Origin of the sequence: Fertoeibacter niger (assembly GCF_009380135.2) — a bacterium.
GTDB lineage: Bacteria > Pseudomonadota > Alphaproteobacteria > Rhodobacterales > Rhodobacteraceae > Fertoeibacter > Fertoeibacter niger.
On the sequence record NZ_WHUT02000003.1, the window covers coordinates 189,450 to 209,386 of the forward strand.

Genomic DNA, 19,937 nt, shown 5'->3' on the forward strand with positions numbered 1-19,937 from the left:
CCCCAACGGAGAGCCCCGCCATGGAAAACTTCCTGCTGCAAGCCACGATCTATCTGGGGGCCGCCGTGCTGATCGTGCCGCTGTCGGTGCGGCTGGGGCTGGGTTCGGTGCTGGGCTATCTGGCGGCGGGCATCGTCATGGGGCCGCTGCTGGGTCTGGCGGGGACCGAGACCGAAGACCTGCAACATTTTGCCGAATTCGGCGTGGTGCTGATGCTGTTTCTGATCGGGCTGGAACTGGACCCCCGCGCGCTGTGGGACATGCGGCACAAGCTGATCGGCCTGGGCGGGTTGCAGGTGGTGGGCACCACTTTGGCCATCGCCGGGGTGCTGGTCTGGCTGGGCATCGCATGGCAGATCGGGCTGACGGTGGGCATGCTCTTGTCGCTGTCATCCACCGCCATCGTGCTGCAAACCCTGTCGGAAAAGAACCTGATGCGCACGGCGGGCGGGCGATCGACCTTTTCGGTGCTGCTGACGCAGGATATCGCCGTGGTGCCGATGCTGGCCATCATCCCCTTGCTGGTGGTGACGGGCGGCACGCCGACAACCTTCGCGCTTGGCACATCTGACAGCCACGCGCCGGCCGGGGCCGCCGAACCCCTGCTGGGGCTAGTGGCATCTCTGCCCGGCTGGGCTGTGACACTGGTGACACTGGCCATCGTGGCCGCCATCATCCTGGGCGGGCATTTCCTGTCGCGCCCGGTGTTCCGTTTCGTGCATGCCTCGCGCTTGCCAGAAATGTCCACCTTCATCTCGCTGTTGATGGTCATCGGCATCGCATTCCTGATGATGCTGGTGGGCCTGTCGCCCGCGCTTGGCACCTTTCTGGCCGGTGTGGTGCTGGCCAACTCGGAGTTCCGGCACCAGTTGGAGGCGGACATCAAACCCTTCAAGGGCATCTTGATGGGCCTGTTCTTCATGACCGTGGGGGTGGGCATCAACTTTGCCATTCTGGCCGCCAACCCGCTGCTGATCCTTGGCCTGACGCTGGGCCTGATTGCCCTGAAGGCCGCCGTGCTGTTCGCCCTGACGCTGATCTTTCGCCTGCGGGGCCATGACCGCTGGCTGTTCACCCTGGGGCTGGCGCAGGCGGGCGAGTTCGGCTTTCTGATCGTCAGCTTTGCCGTGCAGCAGACCATCCTGCCTACACCTATCGCGCAGGTCACGCTGCTGGTCATCAGCCTTTCGATGCTGCTGACCCCCGCCCTGTTCATCGGCTATGACGCGCTGGCCCGCCGCATGGCTGCCAGCACCCCCGACCAACCCGCCGACGAGATCGACGAAAAGGGCCGCGTCATCATCGCGGGCATCGGGCGGTTCGGTCAGGTGGTCAACCGTCTGGTGCGGATGAGCGGGATCAGCACCGTGGTGCTGGATGCCGACATGAAGATCATCGAAACCATGCGCCGCTTTGGCGTTAAGGGATTCTTTGGCGACCCGACCCGCCCCGAACTGCTGGAGGCTGCGGGCCTGGCCGAGGCCTCGGTTCTGGTCGTGGCGGTGGACAACCCCGAAAGCGCGATCAAGATCGTGACCTTTGCCCGCAAGTCCCGCCCCGACCTGCATATCGTCGCCCGCGCCCGCGACCGGGTGCATACCTACGAGCTGTATCAGGCGGGTGCCAATGACATCGTGCGCGAAACCTTTGACAGTTCTGTCCGCGCCGGGCGCTATGTGCTGGAAAACATCGGCTTCACCGAATACGAGGCCGCCCAACTGTCACGCACCTATTTCAAGGTCGACCGTTCGGCGCTGCGCGATCTGGCCGAGTTGTGGGTGCCGGGCCTGCCCACGTTGAAGAACGAGGCCTATATCGCCCGCGCCAAACAGCTGGACCGCGATCTTGAAACCGCGCTGATCCAGGAACTTGACGAGGTTCGGCCCAAGGTAGAGGCGGCGGAATGAGCGGCCCCCTCCTTGCGTTCATTTTCTGTCTCCAAATATCCCACGGGGGTCCGGGGGTGTGAAACCCCCGGCGCTGGCCAGCGCCAAAACCTTACCCGCCCGACACGCCCGCCTCTTCAAACGTCACCATGCCAGAATGGCAGGCCACCGCCCCCTGCATCACCGCAATGGCCAATGCGGCACCCGACCCCTCGCCCAGCCGCAGACCCAGATCCAGCAGCGGCTTTTTGCCCAGCCGGGCCAGCAGGGCGCCATGTGCACCCTCGGCGCTGACATGGCCTGCGACGCAATGGCCCAGGGCGCCTTCCTCGGCGCATTCCAGCACCGCCGCTGCCGCCGTGCAGATGAACCCATCCAGAATGACCGGCACGCGCAGCACGCGCGCCCGGGCGATGGCCCCGGCCATGGCGGCCAGTTCGCGCCCGCCAAGGCAGCGCAAGGCCTCCAGCGGGTCGCCCGTCAGATCGCCATGCAGCGCCAGCCCTGCGGCAACCACGCGGGTTTTCAGCGCCAGCCCCTCATCCGACACACCGGTTCCGCGCCCGGTCCAGTCACCCGCCCCGCCGCCGAACAGCGCACAGGCCAGCGCCGCCGCCACGGTGGTATTGCCGATGCCCATCTCGCCCGTCACCAGAAGGTCGGCCTGCGGATCGACCGCCTCCCACCCTGCGGCCAGAGCGGCCACCAGATCATCCTCGGTCATCGCAGCACCCGCGGTGAAATCGCGCGTGGGCGTATCAAGGTCCAGCGCCACAACGGCCATGGTCGCGCCAAAGGCCTGCGCCAACTGGTTGATCGCCGCCCCGCCAGCCTTGAAATTGGCCACCATCTGCGCCGTCACCTCGGCCGGAAAGGCCGAAACGCCCTGCGCCGTGACCCCGTGATTGCCCGCAAAAACCAGCACCTGCGGGCGGTTGATGCGGGGGCGCGGGTCGCCCCGCCAGCCGGCATACCAGATCGCCAGATCCTCCAGCCGGCCCAGCGCGCCCGGCGGCTTGGTCAGTTGCGCGTTGCGGGCACGGGCGGCATCCGCAGCGGCGGCGTCAAAGCCGGGCAGCGCCTGCAAGACGGCGTGGAACCCTGTGATCGTGGTGAATGGGGCTTGCATGGCCTGTCCCTCGTTGATCCTGTCGCCTGCCTTGGGTATCGACAAAGGCGGCGCAGGGCCAGCACGGAAAGGGCAATCGCATGACCGGGAACGACCATCTGGCGGGGCATCTGGCCGATCTGCGGGCCGCGCTTGGTCTGCTGACCCGACTGCCGCTGCCCCACGCACCGCTGCGCGGCGCAGATGCCGCCTGGGCCTGGCCCTTGGCGGGGGCGGTGGTGGGTGCGCTGGCGGCGGCGGCGGGCAGTCTGGCGCTGTGGCCGGGTTTGCCGGCCGGGGTGGCGGCGGCGCTGGTGCTGGGCGCGCAGGCGATGCTGACCGGGGCCATGCACGAAGACGGGCTGGCCGATACCGCCGATGGCCTTTGGGGCGGCTGGGACAAGGCGCGGCGGCTGGCCATCATGAAGGACAGTCACATTGGCACCTATGGCGTCGTGGCGCTGCTGGTGGTGGGGCTGGCGCGCTGGTCGGCTCTGGTGGCGGTTCTGGAGGCAGGGGCGCATTGGCCCGTGCTGATCGCGGTCGGCGCGCTCAGCCGGGTGCCGATGGCGGTGCTGATGTCCGCCCTTCCCAATGCGCGCGGCGCGGGGCTGGCGCAAAGCGTGGGGCGGCCTGCGGCGGGTGTAGCCTTGGGCGCTGCGGCTCTGGGGATAGGCCTGGCGCTGCTGCTGACGGGGGGAATGGCGGTGGCGATGGCCGCCTTGGCCGGGGGGCTGTGCCTTGCGCTGGCGCTGGTGGCGCGGGCCAAGATCGGCGGGCAGACCGGCGATGTGCTGGGGGCCTCGCAACAACTGGCCGAGGCCGCGGCGCTTGCGGTTGCGGCGGCACATCTGGCATAGCGTCGCTCCTCCGCCCCGATGGGCGATGTCGCCACCGCAACGCCATCGCCCGTCAGGGCAAAGAAGCGGGCATGAAAAAACCGCGCCCGAAAGCGCGGTTTTCCCCTGTCACAGCAATCAGGCCGCGCGGGCCACCAGCACGTCGCCAACGGTCTTGGCGGCGCCCGCCTCGTCCACGCCCGACACGGCGGCGACTTCGCGGGTCAGCCGTTCCAGTGCCGCCTCGTAAAGCTGCCGCTCGGAATAGCTTTGTTCGCGCTGGTCGTCAGAGCGGTGCAGGTCGCGCACCACTTCGGCGATCGACATCAGGTCGCCCGAGTTGATCTTCTGTTCATATTCCTGCGCCCGGCGCGACCACATCGCCCGTTTCACCCGCGCCTTGCCCTTCAGCGTATCCAGCGCCTTTGTCACCACATCGGGCGAGGACAGCGAGCGCATGCCGATTTCCGTCGCCTTGTGGGTGGGCACCCGCAGCGTCATCTTGTCCTTTTCGAACGAGATCACGAACAGTTCCAGGTGCAGGCCGGCAATCTCCTGCTCTTCGATCGAGATGATCCGGCCCACGCCATGCGCGGGGTAGACGACGAACTCGTCAGGGCGGAACTCGGGCTTCTTGGATTTGGTCATTCAGGCGCTTCCTCGATGAGAAGCCTGTTTCCGGCGACAAAATCACCAACCGGGGCCATCAGCCCCGGGGATGCATGTGACATGTCGCAAGAATTTCCGCCTCAGGCGAGCAGCGCTGAGAGGGTGGTCAGGCTTCCGTGCTTCTTTTGTAACAGCAGTATAGCACGATTTGCAGGTGATTCCAACTGGGGCAACATTGTGCCCGACTTGGCAGAGCCATTGAAATCAAACGATTTTCCGGCTTGCATCCCAGGCCTGACGCCCTGTCATGGCACAGGGCGATTCGCAAATCTGTGTTGTTTCAGCCGCCAACGCCGGGTGCGGGGCTGAAGTATTTCTCCATCTTGCCCTTTTCGCCGTCCCGCGCCTCGGCCTCGGGCAGCGGGTCGCGGCGCTGGGTGATCACCGGCCACAGCTCGGCATATTTGCGGTTGAAGGCAACCCAGGCCTCCATATCCGGCTCGGTGTCCGGGCGGATCGCATCGGCGGGGCATTCAGGCTCGCAAACGCCACAGTCGATGCACTCATCCGGGTGGATGACCAGCGTGTTTTCGCCCTCATAGAAGCAGTCCACGGGGCATACTTCCACACAATCGGTGTATTTGCAGGCGATGCAGTTGTCGGTAACAACATAGGTCATGGCGTGGCTCGGCTGTCTCTGATGCGCTTTGTTACCTAGTCCGGTGCCGCGGCGCATGCAAGCGGGCGCGGGAAGGAAAGATCAAGGCTGCGGCAAAACCGGCTGCGGCAGAACGATCAGCCGTCGGGCGGCGCAATCGGCGGAACATCCTCCGCCACCGCAACCTGCGCATCCAGATCGAGATACAGCGCCAGCGCATCGCTGGCCGATCCGCGCCGCAGCGCCACCCCGGTGATCCGCACCATGCGAATCCGGTTGCCCTGCGGAAACACCAGAACATCGCCCGGCCCTACCGCCTGCGCCGGTTTGGCGCTGCGCTGGCCGTTCACCCGGACGTGCCCGCTGTCCACCAGTTCGGCGGCAAGGCTGCGGGTTTTCACGAACCGCGCCTGCACCAGCCATTTGTCCAGACGAATCAACGGGCGCGGCGAAGGAACAGGTTCCCGCCGCGCCCGCATGCGGCCTTAGGTCCGGTTGCGCAGCGCCGCCAGCACCGCAAAGGGGTTGTCAGGGTCGATCTTTTCGACGCGGGGCGGGCGGGATTCAAAGGTTTTCGGTGCGTTGCTGCGGTTCTCGCGCGCGCCATCCTTGCCGCCACGGTCATTCCCACCGCGTTCGCCACGGTCATTGCCGCCACGCTCGCCGCCCTTGCCTTTCGGCTTGCCCTTGTAACCTTCGCTGCGCTCGGGGCGCGGGCCACGGTCGGGGCGGGTCTGCGCCTCGGCGGGGGCTGCAACCACCGTATCAGTGGCTGCGCCCTCGGTGCGGGGTGCATCGCTGCGCGGGCGGTCGTTGCGGGGCCGGTCGCCGCGCGGGCCGCCACGGCCCCGGTTCTCGCCCTGCGGCTGGTTTTCGCGGGGCGGTTGGCCTTCACGTGCAGGCTGACCCTCACGCGCAGGCTGGCGGTCTCGGGGCTGCTGGCCCTCACGCGAACCACCCCGGTCGTTGCGACGCGGGCCACGGCCCTCGCCTCCACGCGGGCGGGGGGCCCAGACGAAGGTGTAATAGCTTTCCATCTCGACCGGCGCGGTTTCAACCGGTGCCGTCTCAGCCGGCGCGTCTGCCACGGGTTCCACAGCAACGGCTTCACCCTCGGCCGCGTCCGTTGCCACAGCGGGCGCTTCCGCCGGTGCAGCCTCGACCGCCGCAGCTTGAATCGCAACCGGCGCGGCCATCGCCGCCTCGGGCTTCACCTTGGGCCGTTCGGCCTTGTCGCCGCGATAGCCCAACCCGCCCATCAGATCGGCGAACTGTTCCAGCGTCATGCCGGTGATCGACAGCATTTCCGGCGTGGCTTCAAACCCAGCGCGGCTGTCCTTCGCCCGCAAAAGATCGGCCAACCGCTCCAGCATGTCGATGCGGATCGCCCGCGCGCCTGCGGGGTGATAGCCCGCCAGCGTGTAATGCTGCTTCGGCACTTCGGCGATATTCGGGATCGTCACCAGCCCCGGAGGCGGGCTTTCGGGGAATTCCTGCAAGCCGTTGGCAAGGCTCCACAGCACCAGACGCAGCCGGGTGGGGGCAGGTTTCAGCAGCAGCGGCAGAAAGATGGTGAACTGGCCGAACCGCACGCCATGCTTGCGCAGGGCCGAACGCGCCTCCTGATCCAGCGTCTTGACCTCTTCGGTCACTACATCACGGGGCAGCAGGCCCAGACCCTCGACCAGACGGAAGGCGAAACCGCGCGCCAGCCCGGTCAGCGCCTCATCCCGGCTCATCGCCAGCAGGGGTTCGAACTGTGCCGCCACCTTGCGGTCGATGTAATGCTGCAAGCGGCGACGCACCTTTTCGGCGACATCCGGCCCGGCATCCTCATCGACAAAGGCCTCGACTGACGGGCGCAGCGCCTCGGCCCCGGCCACCAGCTTGCCCACCGCCTGATTGCCCCACATGAGGCCGCCCTGCTCGGTGAAGTCCATCTCGGTATCGGGGGAGTTGTAGAACTTGTCCGCCCGCAGATGGAACTCGGGGCGCAGCGCCTGAACGGCAGCTTGCCGCAGCGTTTTCGCCTCGTCCGGGGAATTCGACGCATCCTGACGGAAACGGAACCCTTCCAGACGGCCGACGAATTCGCCCTCCACCGTCACTTCACCCTTGTCATTCACCTCGGCCACAAGGCTCTCCTTCTGTTTCAACCGGCGCATCAGCACGGATGTGCGCCGGTCGACAAAGCGTTGCGTCAACTGCGCGTGCAGCGCATCCGACAACCGGTCTTCTACAGCGCGCGTTTCGTCGCGCCAATGGCTTTCATCTTCAACCCAGCTCTTGCGTTGCGCCACATAGGTCCAGGTGCGGATATAGGCCAGACGTTTCGACAACGCGTCAATATCACCATCGGTTCTGTCGATATGCTTGATAACCGTGGTCAACCAATCCGTCGGCACTTTTCCGCCTTGCAGAAAGCCGAAGATGCGCGCCAGCAGGGCGGTGTGTTCGCCTCCGGACTTGCCGCGGAAATCGGGAATGCGGCAGACATCCCACAGCAGTTTCACCGCTTGCGGGCTGCGGCTGCGGTCGGCGATCTCGGGCATCTGCGACAGGGTTTTCAACGCCTGAAGGTCGTCGGATTCGCGGGCGCGGGCCAGCCATTCGTTCGTGGTCGGGGCCTCAAGACTGGCGACCAGCCGTTCGACCGTGCCGAATTCCAGCGCCTCGTTGCGCCAGTTCAGTTTCTGGATCGGGGCGAAACGGTGGTTTTCGATGGCGTCGATCACGCCGTCGTCCAGCGGCCCGGCCTCGCCCGTCACGCCGAATGTTCCGGGGTCGGTGTGGCGGCCCGCGCGGCCCGCGATCTGGCCCAGCTCATGCGGGAACAACGCGCGCATTCGCCGCCCGTCGAATTTCGCCGTGGCGGAAAAGGCAACATGCCGGATGTCCAGGTTCAGGCCCATGCCGATGGCGTCGGTGGCCACCAGATAATCCACATCGCCATTCTGATAGAGCGCGACCTGCGCGTTGCGGGTGCGGGGGCTCAGTGCGCCCATGACCACCGCGCAGCCGCCCTTTTGTCGGCGGATCAGTTCGGCGATGGCATAGACATTATCAACCGAAAACCCCACGATGGCGCTACGAGGCGGCATGCGGCTTATCTTTTTCGAACCTGCCCAGGTCAGGGTGCTGAACCGCTCGCGCCGCATGAAGGTGACGCCCGGGATCAGCGCGGCAATCGCCGGGCGCATCACGTCAGACCCCAGGAACAGCGTTTCGTGAAGCCCGCGCGCCCGCAGCAGCCGGTCGGTGAACACATGGCCGCGTTCTGGGTCGCCGCACAGCTGAATCTCGTCCACCGCCACGAAATCGGCCCCGATTTCCTGCGGCATCGCCTCGACCGTGCAGACCCAATACTGCGTGCGCTCGGGCACGATACGCTCTTCGCCCGTCACCAGCGCCACCACTGACGGGCCGCGCTGCGCCACGCAGCGGTCATAGACCTCGCGCGCCAGCAGACGCAGCGGCAGGCCGATCACCCCGGTGCGGTGGCCCAGCATGCGTTCGATCGCGTAATGAGTCTTGCCGGTATTGGTCGGCCCGAGGACCGCCGTGACCCGTCCGGTCGCGCGCATCAGCCTGCTTTCAAAGTTCCTGCCCGGCGGCTTTGGCTTCCAGCCGTTCCACAGCCTCACTTATCCCGGCAAGGTGCGGATGTATAGCAAGTGCCGCGCGATAGGCCTCCAGCGCCTGTGCGGGGCGGTCAAGCTGTTCCATGATGGCCGCCAGCCCCGACATCGCCCCGAAATGCCGGGGGTTCAAGGCCAGCACCTGCGCTATGTCATTCACCGAAGGGCCGTATTGACCCGCCACGAAATAGGCGGTGGCCCGCGCATTCCAGCCTTCGGCGAAATCAGGCGCATGATCAATCAGCGCGGTGAAATGGTCGATGGCCGCATCGGTATCGCCCGCCTCCATCGCGTCGCGCCCGCGTTGCAGAAGCAAATCCATCGCGGCCGAGCCGGATTTTGACCATTCGCTCCATATCTGGCGCTCGATTCGCAGGGCGGCCCGGGCATCGGCACCGGCCAGTTCGTCAAACAGCGCGTCCAGCGCGGGCGTCTGCGCAAAAACCGGCGCGCATGACAGGAAAATCGGCAGCAATGCCGCAACGATACGATTGTGTAACCATCCGCGCGCTTTCATAGTCCCGACTGTAGCGTGGCCTTGGGGAAAAGCCATATCCCGCCGGTCACGAACAAGGGATGAACCACAACTTCGCAAGGATTTCGGGATGAGCACGATGATTGACGCCGCAGTCGCGGCCTTGAGTGACCGGGTGCAGGGCTTTGACGGCGTGGCGAAATTCGTCATTCCGGGCGAAGGCGCGATCATGTTCGACGCGGGCGGCGTGCGCGCGGGCGACGATGCCGCCGATGTGACGCTGACCGCCGAGGCGGATGTGTTCCAGGCGATTCTGTCTGGCGACATGAACCCGACGATGGCCTTCATGACCGGCAAGCTGGCGGTCGATGGCGACATGGGCACGGCGATGAAACTGGGTGCGGTTCTGGGGTGAACCCGCCCGCCCCGTTCCATGCCGCACTGGCCGACGGCCCTGACGGGGGCCGCGCGTTCTGGCTGACCGCCAGCGACGGGGTGCGGCTGCGTGCCGCCGTCTGGGGCCCGGGCGACCTGGGCACGGTGCTGCTGTTTCCTGGCCGCACCGAATATGCCGAAAAATATGGCCGTGCCGCCGCCGATCTGGCGGCGCGCGGCTATGCCACCGTGACGGTGGACTGGCGCGGGCAGGGGCTGGCCGACCGGCCCCTGGCCGATGCGATGACCGGGCATGTCGCGCACTTCCGCGATTATCAGCGCGACGTGCAGGCGCTGGTGGCGCTGGCCGAGGATCTGGCGCTGCCGCAACCCTTGTATCTGATGGCGCATTCCATGGGCGGCTGCATCGGGTTGCGCGCGCTTATGCTGGGCCTGCCGGTGCGCGCGGCGGTGTTTTCCGCGCCGATGTGGGGCATCCGCATCGCGCCGGTGATGCGCCCGCTGGCCGTCACGCTGGCCGCGGCGTCGTTGCTGGTGAAACGCGGGCACCGCTATGCGCCGGGCACGACCGCCACCACCTATGTGGCCGAGGCCCCATATCAGGGCAACGTCTTGACCACCGATCCCGAGATGTTCGGCTGGATGAAGGCGCAGGTTGCCGCCGTGCCCGAACTGGCCCTGGGGGGGCCAAGCCTGGGTTGGCTGCATGCGGCGTTGACCGAATGCCGGGCGCTGGCCGCCCTGCCCTCGCCCGCCACACCCACGCTTTGCGTGCTGGGCAGCGCCGAACGGGTGGTCGACCCCGCCCCGATTCGCGCCCGCATGGCGCGCTGGCCGGGCGGGCGGTTGCAACTGGTGCCGGGGGCGGAACATGAGGTCATGATGGAAACCCACGCCATCCGCGCCGGATTCTTTGACGCCGCGGCGGCGCTGTATCAGGCCCACCGATGACCTGAGGCCGCGCCGGTGTTTATTGCCCGTCTGCGGCCTTTTTGCGGGCCTCGGCGGCGGCCTTCATCCGCTCCAGCAGTTCGGCCTTGGTGGCGCGGTCGCCGAAGGGGTTCTTGTCGGTGCCCTTGGCGTTGTGTTCGTTGTGGCGCGGCGCGTGCTTGCTGGGTTTGGCGTTGCCGGATTTGCCGTAATCCATGGTGGTCCCCCGGGGCTTGCATCAGTGAAGCTGCCAGATGCCGCAAATGGGCGGCCAGCGCAACCGCCCCGCTGCGTCACGCGCTAAACGGTGATGCGGGTAAAGCCTTCGCGCAGCGCGTTCGACCACGCATCCGACATGGCGCGGAACGATTCGTCGCCCGCCTCGATCCGCCGCCGCAGGGTCACGCGGCAGGCATCACGCTCGATCACCGCCAGATCCAGCGGCATGCCAACCGACAGGTTTGACCGCAGCGTCGAATCCATCGACAAGAGCACCGCCTTTTGCGCATCGGCCAGCGAAGTATGCGCCTTGACCACCCGGTCGAGAATCGGCTTGCCGTATTTGTGTTCGCCGATTTGCAGGAACGGCGTGTCTTCGGTCGCCTCGATGAAATTGCCCTCGGGATAGATCAGGAACATCCGCATCGCGCCACCGCGACGCTGCCCGGCCACGATCATGCTGGCCGAGGCCCCCTGCCCCATGGCCGACAGTTTCTCGTCAATGTCGCTGCGCACGCGGGCCAGGGTGTTGCCCACCAGTTCCGCCACTTTCAGCAGCGTGGGCGCCTTCATGATCGAGGTTTCGGGCGTGGATTCAGGATCATCCATCGCGTCGCGCAGCCGCGCGATGGTGGTCTGCGTGACCGACAGGCTGCCCGCCGTCAGGATGGTGATCACCCGTTCGCCGGTGTCTTCGAACACGAACATCTTGCGGTAGGTGGCGATGTTGTCCAGCCCCGCATTGGTGCGGGTATCGGACAGCAGCACCATGCCATCCCTCAGCAGCAGACCGACGCAATAGGTCATGGAAATCCCCGATACCGACGCACGGCGTGACCCTATTGCTGCACGGCCTGAACCGCAACCACAACATCCAGATGTTCCACCCCCGGGCCGCGTGTCGTGCCTCTGATCGGGGCCGCATCTTGGGCATCAAGACCCGAGCCCAACCTTATATAGCGGTCATCCGGGCAGCAGGCATTGGCTGCGTCAAAACCTACCCAACCCAGCCCCTGCACCCAGATTTCCGCCCAGGCATGGGCCGCGTCATGCGCCGCCCCTTCCGCATCGGCCAGAAGATAGCCCGAGACATAGCGCCCCGGCAGCCCCGCATGCCGCGCTGCGGCCAGCAGGGCATGGGCATGGTCCTGGCACACACCCTGTTTCTGGGTCATCGCCTCGGAGGCCGTGGTCTGCGACTGGGTGGCACCGGGCGTATAGGCAATCGCCTGGCCCACCAGCGCCGACAGCCGGTGCGCGGCATCCAGCGCATCGGCAAAGCCCCGCACCGTTTCGGCAATCTCGACCAGCGCCGCATCCACCCGTGTGGGCAGCGTATCTTGCAGATAGCAATCGGGCGGGGTCCATTCGCGGTGGCCGCGCAGCACGCCGGCCATGTCGCGGGTTTCCACCCGGCCCGTCACCGTTACCGAAACCTCAGACACCGGGCCGGGCACCGTCCAGCCCTTCAGGCAATCGCCCGCCCCGTCGCGGAAGGTGCCGCCGGGAATGCCGTCGCTGACAGTCACATTCCATTCCAGCACTTTCTGGCCATCATTGCTGGCAGGGGTCAGCCGGTGGCTTTGCACCAGCCCGCGCACCGGGCGGTCATAGCGGTAGCGCGTCACATGATCGACCGTCAGCAGCATCAGCGCAGATCCCCGCTCAGATAGTTTTCATGCACCATGCCGCCCAGCGCCGCCACATCCAGAATGAAGCGGGTCAGAAACTCGTGCAGACCTTCGTCAAATATGTCTTCCACCGTCACCCGGTTCAGCCCGTCATGCAGCGCCTGCGCCTTTCCCTGCGCCGGGGAGGAACGTTTATACAACCGCTCCAGCCGGGCCAGATGGCCGGTGATGCCCTCGACACAGGTGATCAGCGACCTTGGGCATTGCGGGTTCAGGATCAGGAAATCCGCGATCTTGCGCGCCGTCACCTCGCCGCCGTAAGCCCAGTGAAACGCCCGGTGCGACGACATGGCGCGCAACAGTGTGGTCCATTGGTAATTGTCGAGGCCCGAGCCCACGAATTCCACACGGGGCAGCAGGACGTAGTATTTCACATCCATCAGCCGGGCGGTGTTGTCGGACCGTTCCAGATAATAGCCCAGGTTCAGAAAATCATAGCCGTCATTGCGCAAAAGCGTGGCGTCGATGGCACCCCGCACCATGGCGGCGTGCCGCATGGTCCATTCCGTCAGACGGCTGAGTTCCAGTTGGCTGCGCGGTGTGCGTTCCAGTTGCCGCAATTCCTGAAACGCGGTGTTCAGCGCATCCCAGACCTGCGTTGTCAGCGCCGTGCGCACGATGCGGGCGTTTTCGCGCGCCGACACGATGCAGCTTGCCACGGATGACGGGTTGTCGTGATCGAAGAACAGATAGCTTTCGATGTTGCGCTGCACCGCCTCGCCATATTTCTTGTCAAAGCCAATGGCGGTGCCCGAAGCCTGCAACAGGCTGTCCCATTCGCTGCGGTAGCCATGCACCGAAGGCAGCAGGGAAATGCGCGACCCCACCTCCAGCAGCCGGGCCATGGTTTCGGCGCGTTCCATATAGCGGGCGATCCAGTAAAGATTGTCGGCGGTTCTGCTCAGCATGTCATCACTCCGCCAGAACCCACGTGTCTTTGACCCCGCCGCCCTGCGACGAATTCACCACAAGGCTGCCCTCTTTCAGCGCCACCCGGGTCAGTCCGCCCGGCACCAGTTCCACCCGTTCGCCCACCAGACAATAGGGCCGCAAATCCACATGGCGGGGCGCGATGCCCTCGTCCACAAAGGTGGGCGTGGTGGAAAGCGCCAGCGTGGGTTGCGCGATGTAATTCGACGGATCGGCCACGACGCGGGCGCGGAACGCCTCGATCTGCTCCTTGGTGGATTTGGGGCCCACAAGCATGCCGTAGCCGCCCGAACCATGCACCTCTTTCACCACCAGTTCGCCCAGATGTTCCAGCACATATTTGCAATCATCGCCCTTGGCGCATTGCCATGTCGGCACGTTTTTCAAAATGGGCTCCTCGCCCAGATAAAACCGGATCATGTCGGGCACATAGGTGTAGACGGCCTTGTCATCGGCCACGCCTGCGCCGGGGGCAGAACAGATGCTGACCCCGCCGGAACGGTAGACATCCATCAGCCCCGGAATGCCAAGCATCGAATCCGGGCGGAAACACAGCGGGTCGATATAAGCGTCGTCAATCCGGCGGTAGATCACATCCACGCGCTTGGGGCCTTCGGTGGTGCGCATCCAGACAAATTCACCCTCCACGAACAGATCCTGCCCTTCGACCAGTTCCACGCCCATCAGGTCGGCCAGAAAACTGTGCTCGTAATAGGCTGAATTGAAATGCCCCGGCGTCAGTATGACCACGGTAGGTTCGTGGTGGCATTTGGCGGGGGCCACAGACGCCAAGGTGCGGCGCAGTTTTTCGGGATAGCTGTCCACCGGCTCGATCCGGTTTTCGCGGAAAAGATCGGGGAACATGCGCATCATGATTTCACGGTTTTCCAGCATGTAGCTGACGCCCGATGGCGTGCGGCAATTATCCTCCAGCACAAAGAAATCATCCGGGCCGGTGCGCACCAGATCAATGCCGACGATATGCGAATAAACGCCTTTCGGCGGAATGAACCCCACCACCGCCTTTTCAAAGGCTGCGTTCTGATAGACCAGCCGCCCCGGAATGCGGCCCGCGCGCACAATCTCGCCCCGCCCGTAAACATCGACCAGAAAAGCGTTCAGCGCCTTGGCGCGCTGCTTGATGCCGCGCTCCAGCCGCGCCCATTCCAGCGCGGTAAAGACACGGGGAAACATGTCGAAGGGGATCAGCCGGTCAGGATCGCCGCCCTCGCCATAAACCGCAAAGGTGATGCCGATGCGGCGGAACAGCGCCTCGGCCTCGGCCTGTTTCATTTCCCGCAATTCGGCGGGCATCGCCTTGGTCCAGTCTTCCAGCCGGGCGTAAGGGGCGCGCACCTTTCCGGCATCAAACATCTCGTTGAAATAGGTCGTCACCGTCGCGCCCTTTCGGTTGGCTGCCCGTGACCGGGCTTGCTGCCAGTTAAGCAGCCGATTTTGCGCGGGGGAAGGGCTGTTTGTCGAAATCCGTGCCACAGCTTCCGATCCCGCCTGTTTTTTGGGCACAGATCACGGATGGAACAACTCTGGCCCTGCGCTATTGTTCCTGTGATGGCACGCGACCCCGTTCTTATCTTTACCGAAAAGGGCATCTATTGCCCCGATGGTGATTTTTTCATCGACCCCTGGCGTCCGGTGGCGCGGGCGCTGATCACCCACGGCCATTCCGACCATGCGCGGCCCGGCCATGGTTCCTATCTGGCCACCGCCGCCGCCGCGCCGGTGATCCGGCACCGGCTGGGCGATGTGGCGATGGACACCATCGCCTACGGCGAACCAAGGCGCATCGGCGGCGTCACCGTGTCATTCCACCCGGCGGGCCATGTGCCCGGATCGGCACAGATCCGGGTTGAACGCGCGGGCGAGGTCTGGGTAGTGTCGGGCGATTACAAGGTGCAGGATGACGGGCTGTCAGAACCCTTTGCCCCCGTGCCCTGCCACAGCTTCATCAGCGAATGCACCTTCGGCCTGCCGGTGTTCCACTGGCAAAGCAATGCCGCCGTGATGGGCCAGATCAACCGCTGGTGGGCGGCGAATGCCGCGGAGGGCCGGGTGTCGGTGCTGGGGGCCTATGCGCTGGGCAAGGCGCAGCGCATCCTGACCGGCATCGACGCCAGCATCGGCCCGGTGCTGACCCATGGCGCGGTCGAGGCCACAAATGCAGTGCTGCGCGCACAGGGCATTCGCCTGCCCGCCACCACGCAGGTCACGGCGGGGGTGGATGCGGCATCACACCCCGGCGCGCTGGTGCTGGCCCCCCCTTCGGCGTTGGGGTCGGTCTGGGCTGCTCGATTTGGCCCGGCGGCGCAGGCCTTTGCCAGCGGCTGGATGGCGCTGCGCGGCGTGCGGCGCAGGCGCGGGCTGGCACAGGGCTTTGTGCTGTCGGACCATGCGGATTGGGACGGGCTGAATGCGGCCATCCGCGCGACGGGGGCGGAACGGGTGTTCGTGACGCATGGCTATACATCCGTGTTCCGCCGCTGGCTGGAAACCCAGGGCTATGAGGCGGGTATCGTGGCCACGGAATACGAGGGCGAAGGCCTTGACGCGCCCGAGGCCGAGGTCATCGCCCCGCCCGCTGCGGAACCCACCACATGATCCGCTTTGCCGCCCTGTTCGACGCGCTGGACCGCACGACGAAAACCAATGCCAAGGTAGCAGCGCTAGCGGAATATTTCCGCGAGGCGCCCGAGGCTGACCGGCTCTGGACCATCGCGCTTTTATCGGGCCGCCGCCCGAAACGCGCTGTCACCAGCACCGAACTGCGCATATGGGCGGCAGAGGCGGCAGGCCTGCCCTTGTGGCTGGTGGAAGAGGCCTATCCCGTGGTGGGCGATCTGGCCGAAACCATCGCCCTGATCCTGCCCGCAGCAGGGCAGACCAGCGACCGCCCGCTGGCCACATGGATCACCGACCTGATCGCGCTGACCGGCCAGCCCGCCGCCGCGCGGCGCAGCTTCATTCTGGCGGCGTGGGACCAGCTGGCAACCGCCGAGCGGTTCCTGTTCAACAAGCTGATCACCGGCGGTTTCCGCATGGGGGTCAGCCGGGGCCTGATGACCCGCGCGCTGGCCGAGGCGACGGGCATCGCCGAATCCGCCCTTGCGCACCGGCTGATGGGCGACTGGTCGCCGCAGACCACCAGCTATGCCCGGCTGATCGCACCCGATGACCCGCAGGCAGACGCGGCGAAACCCTATCCCTTTGCCCTCGCCGCAGCACTGGAGGCAGAACCGGGCAGTCTGGGCCAGCCAGGCGACTGGCTGGCGGAATGGAAGTGGGATGGCATCCGCGGCCAGCTGATCCACCGGCCGGGCGCTTTCGCGCTGTGGTCGCGGGGCGAAGAGCTGATCACCGACCGTTTCCCCGAATTCGCGCCGCTGGCCGATTTTTTGCCGATGGGCACGGTGATCGACGGCGAGGTGCTGGCCTGGCATGCGGCGGGCGACGGCGCCCCCCAGCCCTTTGCCGCGCTGCAAAAGCGCATCGGGCGGCTGAACGTGTCGAAGAAGCTGCTGGCCGAGGCCCCGGCGCGGATGCTGGCCTATGACCTGCTGGAAGACGCGGGCCAGGATATCCGTGCGCGGCCCCTGGCCGAACGCCGCGCCCGTCTGGCCGCGATCATCGCCGCCCTGCCCGGCGGCATGGCGCTGGCCCTGTCGCCCCCCGTGATGGCGGATGACTGGGCCGGTGTCGCAACCCTGCGCGCGACGGCACGGGACCGCAACGCCGAAGGCCTGATGCTGAAACGCCTGTCATCGCCCTACCATCTGGGCCGCAAGCGCGGCGACTGGTGGAAGTGGAAGCTGGACCCCCACACCGTCGATGCCGTGATGATCTATGCGCAGGCGGGCAGCGGCCGGCGCGCCACGCTTTATACCGATTTCACCTTTGCGGTGCGTGACGGCGACGATCTGGTGCCCTTCACCAAGGCCTATTCCGGCCTGACCGATGCCGAATTCCGCCAGATCACCGACTGGGTGCGCCGCAACACGTTGGAGCGTTTCGGCCCGGTGCGCCGCGTGCCGCCGGAACTGGTGTTCGAACTGGCCTTCGAAGGCATACAGGCCAGCCCCCGGCACAAATCGGGCATCGCGCTGCGGTTTCCGCGCATGATCCGCTGGCGGCGCGACAAGCCGGTGGCCGAGATTGATACATTGGACACGCTGCGCGCGTTGCTGGCCGGGCAGCGGGGGTTTTCCACCCCCGCACCCCCGGAGGATATTTAAGGACAGAAAATAGGGAAAGAGGGCGTTGCGCTTGGCCCCTTGGGACGCCTACATCATGGGCAACAACGAATGAGGTTCCCCATGACGCTGCCCCTGCCCCGCCCCGTTTTCGATGCCGCGACAGGCTCTGGCGCGTTCGGCGATCTGCCGGACTGGGATCTGACCGATCTGTATCCCGCCCCCGATGCGCCCGAAGTGGCCCGCGACATGGGCTGGCTGGAACAGGCCTGCGCCGGGTTTGCGGCGGATCACGAGGGCAAGCTGGCGGCGCTGGATGCGGCGGGGCTCTTGGCCTGCGTGCAGGTCTATGAGAAGATCGACATCGTGGCGGGCCGCCTGATGTCTTATGCGGGGCTGCGCTATTACCAGAACACCATGGACAGCGAGCGCGCCAAGTTCATGGCTGACATGCAGGACCGCATCACCGCCTTTACCACGCCGCTGGTGTTCTTCAGCCTGGAGTTCAACCGGCTGGACGACGCGCATCTGGAAGGGCTGCTGGCGGCCAACGCGGATCTTGCGCGCTACAAGCCGGTGTTCGACCGGATGCGTGCGATGCGCCCCTACCAGCTGTCGGACGAGCTGGAGAAATTCCTGCACGACCAGTCCACCGTCGGGGCTGCCGCCTGGAACCGGCTGTTTGACGAGACGATGGCGGGGCTGACCTTTGATGTGCCGGGGGAAGAGGATCCGCTGAACCTGGAGGCCACGCTGAACCTGTTGACCGACACCGACCGCGCGAAACGCGAGGCGGCGGCGCGGGCACTGGCCGGCGTGTTCGAAAAGAACGTGAAGCTGTTCGCCCGTGTGCACAACACATTGGCCAAGGAAAAGGAAATCCACGACCGCTGGCGCAAGATGCCCACGCCCCAGACCGGGCGGCACCTGTCGAACCATGTGGAGCCCGAGGTGGTGGAGGCCCTGCGCAATGCCGTGGTCGCGGCCTATCCGAAACTCAGCCACCGCTATTACCGGCTGAAGGCGAAATGGATGGGGCTGGACCGGATGCAGGTCTGGGACCGCAACGCACCCCTGCCCATCGACACGCCGAAGCTGGTGGATTGGGACACGGCCACCCGAACGGTGATGGAGGCTTATGGTGCCTTTTCGCCCAGGATGGCGGAACTGGCCGAGCCGTTTTTCACCAAGGGCTGGATCGACGCCGGGGTGAAGCCGGGCAAGGCACCCGGGGCCTTTGCGCACCCCACCGTGACCACCGTGCATCCCTATGTGATGCTGAACTACATGGGCAAGCCGCGCGACGTGATGACGCTGGCGCATGAGCTGGGCCATGGCGTGCACCAGGTGCTGGCGGCGGGTCAGGGCGAACTGTTGTCATCGACGCCGCTGACGCTGGCGGAAACGGCATCGGTGTTCGGCGAGATGCTGACCTTCCGCAAGCTGCTGGATGCCGCCAAGACCCCGGCGGAACGCAAGACCCTGCTGGCGGGCAAGGTGGAGGACATGATCAACACCGTGGTCCGCCAGATCGCCTTTTACGATTTCGAATGCAAACTGCATGCGGCCCGGGCCGAGGGCGAGTTGACGCCCGATGACATCAATGCGCTGTGGATGTCGGTGCAGGCGCAATCGCTTGGCGATGCCTTTGATTTCATGGAAGGTTATGAAACCTTCTGGGCCTATATCCCGCATTTCGTGCACAGCCCGTTCTACGTCTATGCCTATGCCTTTGGCGACGGTCTGGTGAACGCATTGTATGCCGTCTATGCCGAAGGCACGCCGGGGTTTCAGGAGAAATACTTCGACATGCTGAAGGCGGGCGGGTCGAAACACCACAAGGAACTGCTGGCCCCCTTTGGTCTGGATGCGTCAGACCCGAAGTTCTGGGACAAGGGGTTGTCGATGATCGCAGGCTTCATTGACGAGCTGGAGGCGATGGAGGGGTGACGCCGGAAACCCTGTTGCAGGCGATGCAGGTGCACCGTGCGCTGTATCGCCGCCAGCCATCCGACTATGTGCGCCACCTGCGCAACGCCGAACATTTTCTGGCTGATGCCGGATCGCAGCCCATGGTCGAACCCCTGGCCTGGGTGCTGCTGGCCGAGGCCGGGCAACCGATAGATGAGGGCGGGACCGGGGCAGATCTGACAGAGGCGCGAAAGCGGGCGTTGTTGGCCATCGGCTGCACTGAGGTCAGGCATGGTGACGCGGGTTTCAAGCCATTGTGGGAGGCTTACCTGACACGTTGCGCCTTTGTGAAAACCGGCCCCTCATCGCGCAAGACTGGCCGTGTGGCGGAAGACCGGACATTCTGGGTGCTGCCCCCCACACCCGTTTGATGCAAGGGGCG

19 protein-coding genes are annotated in these 19,937 nt (G+C 65.6%); 8 read left to right on the forward strand and 11 right to left on the reverse strand.

Annotation, left to right across the window (positions count from 1 at the left end; translation table 11 throughout):
* Positions 1-20: 20 nt before the first annotated feature.
* The gene (locus tag GEU84_RS06530; RefSeq protein WP_152824753.1) at positions 21-1,907 is read left to right on the forward strand and encodes a cation:proton antiporter domain-containing protein; all 1,887 of its coding nucleotides are present in this window, start codon (positions 21-23) and stop codon (positions 1,905-1,907) included.
* 91 nt (positions 1,908-1,998) lie between these two features.
* On the opposite strand, the gene cobT is transcribed toward GEU84_RS06530, so the two are convergent.
* Entirely contained in the window at positions 1,999-3,015 is a 1,017-nt protein-coding gene (gene cobT / locus GEU84_RS06535; RefSeq protein ID WP_152824751.1) for a nicotinate-nucleotide--dimethylbenzimidazole phosphoribosyltransferase, read from the reverse strand.
* A gap of 80 nt (positions 3,016-3,095) precedes the next feature.
* On the opposite strand from cobT, the gene cobS reads away from it, so the two are divergent.
* The gene (gene cobS / locus GEU84_RS06540) at positions 3,096-3,854 is read left to right on the forward strand and encodes an adenosylcobinamide-GDP ribazoletransferase (RefSeq protein WP_152824749.1); all 759 of its coding nucleotides are present in this window, start codon (positions 3,096-3,098) and stop codon (positions 3,852-3,854) included.
* 117 nt (positions 3,855-3,971) lie between these two features.
* On the opposite strand, the gene GEU84_RS06545 is transcribed toward cobS, so the two are convergent.
* From GEU84_RS06545 to GEU84_RS06565, 5 genes are all read right to left on the reverse strand, one after another.
* The gene (locus tag GEU84_RS06545; protein ID WP_152824747.1) at positions 3,972-4,481 is read right to left on the reverse strand and encodes a CarD family transcriptional regulator; all 510 of its coding nucleotides are present in this window, start codon (positions 4,479-4,481) and stop codon (positions 3,972-3,974) included.
* 301 nt (positions 4,482-4,782) lie between these two features.
* Positions 4,783-5,121, reverse strand: coding sequence for a ferredoxin FdxA (fdxA, locus tag GEU84_RS06550; RefSeq protein ID WP_152824744.1), 339 nt, complete (start codon positions 5,119-5,121; stop codon positions 4,783-4,785).
* A 116-nt stretch (positions 5,122-5,237) separates the two neighbouring features.
* The gene (locus tag GEU84_RS06555; protein ID WP_420899272.1) at positions 5,238-5,540 is read right to left on the reverse strand and encodes an RNA-binding S4 domain-containing protein; all 303 of its coding nucleotides are present in this window, start codon (positions 5,538-5,540) and stop codon (positions 5,238-5,240) included.
* 45 nt (positions 5,541-5,585) lie between these two features.
* Positions 5,586-8,684: a helicase-related protein gene (locus GEU84_RS06560; RefSeq protein WP_152824741.1), complete on the reverse strand. Its 3,099-nt coding sequence runs from the start codon at positions 8,682-8,684 to the stop codon at positions 5,586-5,588.
* Positions 8,685-8,694: 10 nt separating this feature from the next.
* Positions 8,695-9,255 carry a tetratricopeptide repeat protein gene (locus GEU84_RS06565; protein ID WP_152824738.1) on the reverse strand — a complete coding sequence of 187 codons (561 nt, stop codon included), beginning with the start codon at positions 9,253-9,255 and terminating at the stop codon, positions 8,695-8,697.
* 88 nt (positions 9,256-9,343) lie between these two features.
* On the opposite strand from GEU84_RS06565, the gene GEU84_RS06570 reads away from it, so the two are divergent.
* Positions 9,344-9,628, forward strand: a complete 285-nt coding sequence (locus GEU84_RS06570; RefSeq protein WP_152824737.1) for an SCP2 sterol-binding domain-containing protein — start codon at positions 9,344-9,346, stop codon at positions 9,626-9,628.
* On the forward strand, positions 9,625-10,560 hold the full coding sequence (locus tag GEU84_RS06575) for an alpha/beta fold hydrolase (RefSeq protein ID WP_174539361.1): 936 nt from the start codon (positions 9,625-9,627) through the stop codon (positions 10,558-10,560). The genes GEU84_RS06570 and GEU84_RS06575 overlap by 4 nt, the downstream gene beginning before the upstream one ends.
* A gap of 19 nt (positions 10,561-10,579) precedes the next feature.
* On the opposite strand, the gene GEU84_RS06580 is transcribed toward GEU84_RS06575, so the two are convergent.
* The 5 genes from GEU84_RS06580 to GEU84_RS06600 form a co-directional block, all read right to left on the reverse strand.
* A complete protein-coding gene (locus GEU84_RS06580; RefSeq protein ID WP_174539362.1) occupies positions 10,580-10,756 on the reverse strand; it encodes a hypothetical protein in 177 nt (58 codons plus the stop codon).
* Between the two features lie 83 nt (positions 10,757-10,839).
* Positions 10,840-11,565: a proteasome-type protease gene (locus tag GEU84_RS06585; protein WP_152824735.1), complete on the reverse strand. Its 726-nt coding sequence runs from the start codon at positions 11,563-11,565 to the stop codon at positions 10,840-10,842.
* Between the two features lie 32 nt (positions 11,566-11,597).
* On the reverse strand, positions 11,598-12,407 hold the full coding sequence (locus tag GEU84_RS06590; RefSeq protein ID WP_152824733.1) for a transglutaminase family protein: 810 nt from the start codon (positions 12,405-12,407) through the stop codon (positions 11,598-11,600).
* The gene (locus GEU84_RS06595) at positions 12,407-13,357 is read right to left on the reverse strand and encodes an alpha-E domain-containing protein (RefSeq protein WP_152824731.1); all 951 of its coding nucleotides are present in this window, start codon (positions 13,355-13,357) and stop codon (positions 12,407-12,409) included. The genes GEU84_RS06590 and GEU84_RS06595 overlap by 1 nt, the downstream gene beginning before the upstream one ends.
* Positions 13,358-13,361: 4 nt before the next feature.
* Positions 13,362-14,753 carry a circularly permuted type 2 ATP-grasp protein gene (locus GEU84_RS06600; RefSeq protein ID WP_152825125.1) on the reverse strand — a complete coding sequence of 464 codons (1,392 nt, stop codon included), beginning with the start codon at positions 14,751-14,753 and terminating at the stop codon, positions 13,362-13,364.
* Between the two features lie 195 nt (positions 14,754-14,948).
* Here GEU84_RS06600 and GEU84_RS06605 point away from each other — a divergent pair, with 195 nt between their 5' ends.
* The 4 genes from GEU84_RS06605 (at position 14,949) to GEU84_RS06620 (ending at position 19,926) form a co-directional block, all read left to right on the forward strand.
* The gene (locus tag GEU84_RS06605; protein WP_152824729.1) at positions 14,949-15,995 is read left to right on the forward strand and encodes a ligase-associated DNA damage response exonuclease; all 1,047 of its coding nucleotides are present in this window, start codon (positions 14,949-14,951) and stop codon (positions 15,993-15,995) included.
* Positions 15,992-17,626, forward strand: a complete 1,635-nt coding sequence (locus GEU84_RS06610) for an ATP-dependent DNA ligase (protein ID WP_152824727.1) — start codon at positions 15,992-15,994, stop codon at positions 17,624-17,626. The genes GEU84_RS06605 and GEU84_RS06610 overlap by 4 nt, the downstream gene beginning before the upstream one ends.
* Before the next feature lie 81 nt (positions 17,627-17,707).
* Complete coding sequence (locus tag GEU84_RS06615; RefSeq protein WP_152824725.1) at positions 17,708-19,534, forward strand: M3 family oligoendopeptidase; 1,827 nt, start codon at positions 17,708-17,710, stop codon at positions 19,532-19,534.
* Positions 19,531-19,926: a hypothetical protein gene (locus GEU84_RS06620; protein ID WP_152824723.1), complete on the forward strand. Its 396-nt coding sequence runs from the start codon at positions 19,531-19,533 to the stop codon at positions 19,924-19,926. Before GEU84_RS06615 ends, GEU84_RS06620 begins: the two co-directional genes overlap by 4 nt.
* Positions 19,927-19,937 lie beyond the last annotated feature (11 nt).

Bases quoted from the DNA above. Each gene is read 5' to 3' on its own strand.
- GEU84_RS06545 (WP_152824747.1), bottom strand. From the start codon at position 4,481: ATGACCAAATCCAAGAAGCCCGAGTTCCGCCCTGACGAGTTCGTCGTC.
- GEU84_RS06530 (WP_152824753.1), top strand. From the start codon at position 21: ATGGAAAACTTCCTGCTGCAAGCCACGATCTATCTGGGGGCCGCCGTG.
- GEU84_RS06570 (WP_152824737.1), top strand. From the start codon at position 9,344: ATGAGCACGATGATTGACGCCGCAGTCGCGGCCTTGAGTGACCGGGTG.
- cobS (WP_152824749.1), top strand. From the start codon at position 3,096: ATGACCGGGAACGACCATCTGGCGGGGCATCTGGCCGATCTGCGGGCC.
- GEU84_RS06565 (WP_152824738.1), bottom strand. From the start codon at position 9,255: ATGAAAGCGCGCGGATGGTTACACAATCGTATCGTTGCGGCATTGCTG.
- GEU84_RS06600 (WP_152825125.1), bottom strand. From the start codon at position 14,753: ATGTTTGATGCCGGAAAGGTGCGCGCCCCTTACGCCCGGCTGGAAGAC.
- GEU84_RS06560 (WP_152824741.1), bottom strand. From the start codon at position 8,684: ATGCGCGCGACCGGACGGGTCACGGCGGTCCTCGGGCCGACCAATACC.
- GEU84_RS06590 (WP_152824733.1), bottom strand. From the start codon at position 12,407: ATGCTGCTGACGGTCGATCATGTGACGCGCTACCGCTATGACCGCCCG.
- fdxA (WP_152824744.1), bottom strand. From the start codon at position 5,121: ATGACCTATGTTGTTACCGACAACTGCATCGCCTGCAAATACACCGAT.
- GEU84_RS06610 (WP_152824727.1), top strand. From the start codon at position 15,992: ATGATCCGCTTTGCCGCCCTGTTCGACGCGCTGGACCGCACGACGAAA.
- GEU84_RS06615 (WP_152824725.1), top strand. From the start codon at position 17,708: ATGACGCTGCCCCTGCCCCGCCCCGTTTTCGATGCCGCGACAGGCTCT.
- cobT (WP_152824751.1), bottom strand. From the start codon at position 3,015: ATGCAAGCCCCATTCACCACGATCACAGGGTTCCACGCCGTCTTGCAG.
- GEU84_RS06595 (WP_152824731.1), bottom strand. From the start codon at position 13,357: ATGCTGAGCAGAACCGCCGACAATCTTTACTGGATCGCCCGCTATATG.
- GEU84_RS06580 (WP_174539362.1), bottom strand. From the start codon at position 10,756: ATGGATTACGGCAAATCCGGCAACGCCAAACCCAGCAAGCACGCGCCG.
- GEU84_RS06605 (WP_152824729.1), top strand. From the start codon at position 14,949: ATGGCACGCGACCCCGTTCTTATCTTTACCGAAAAGGGCATCTATTGC.
- GEU84_RS06585 (WP_152824735.1), bottom strand. From the start codon at position 11,565: ATGACCTATTGCGTCGGTCTGCTGCTGAGGGATGGCATGGTGCTGCTG.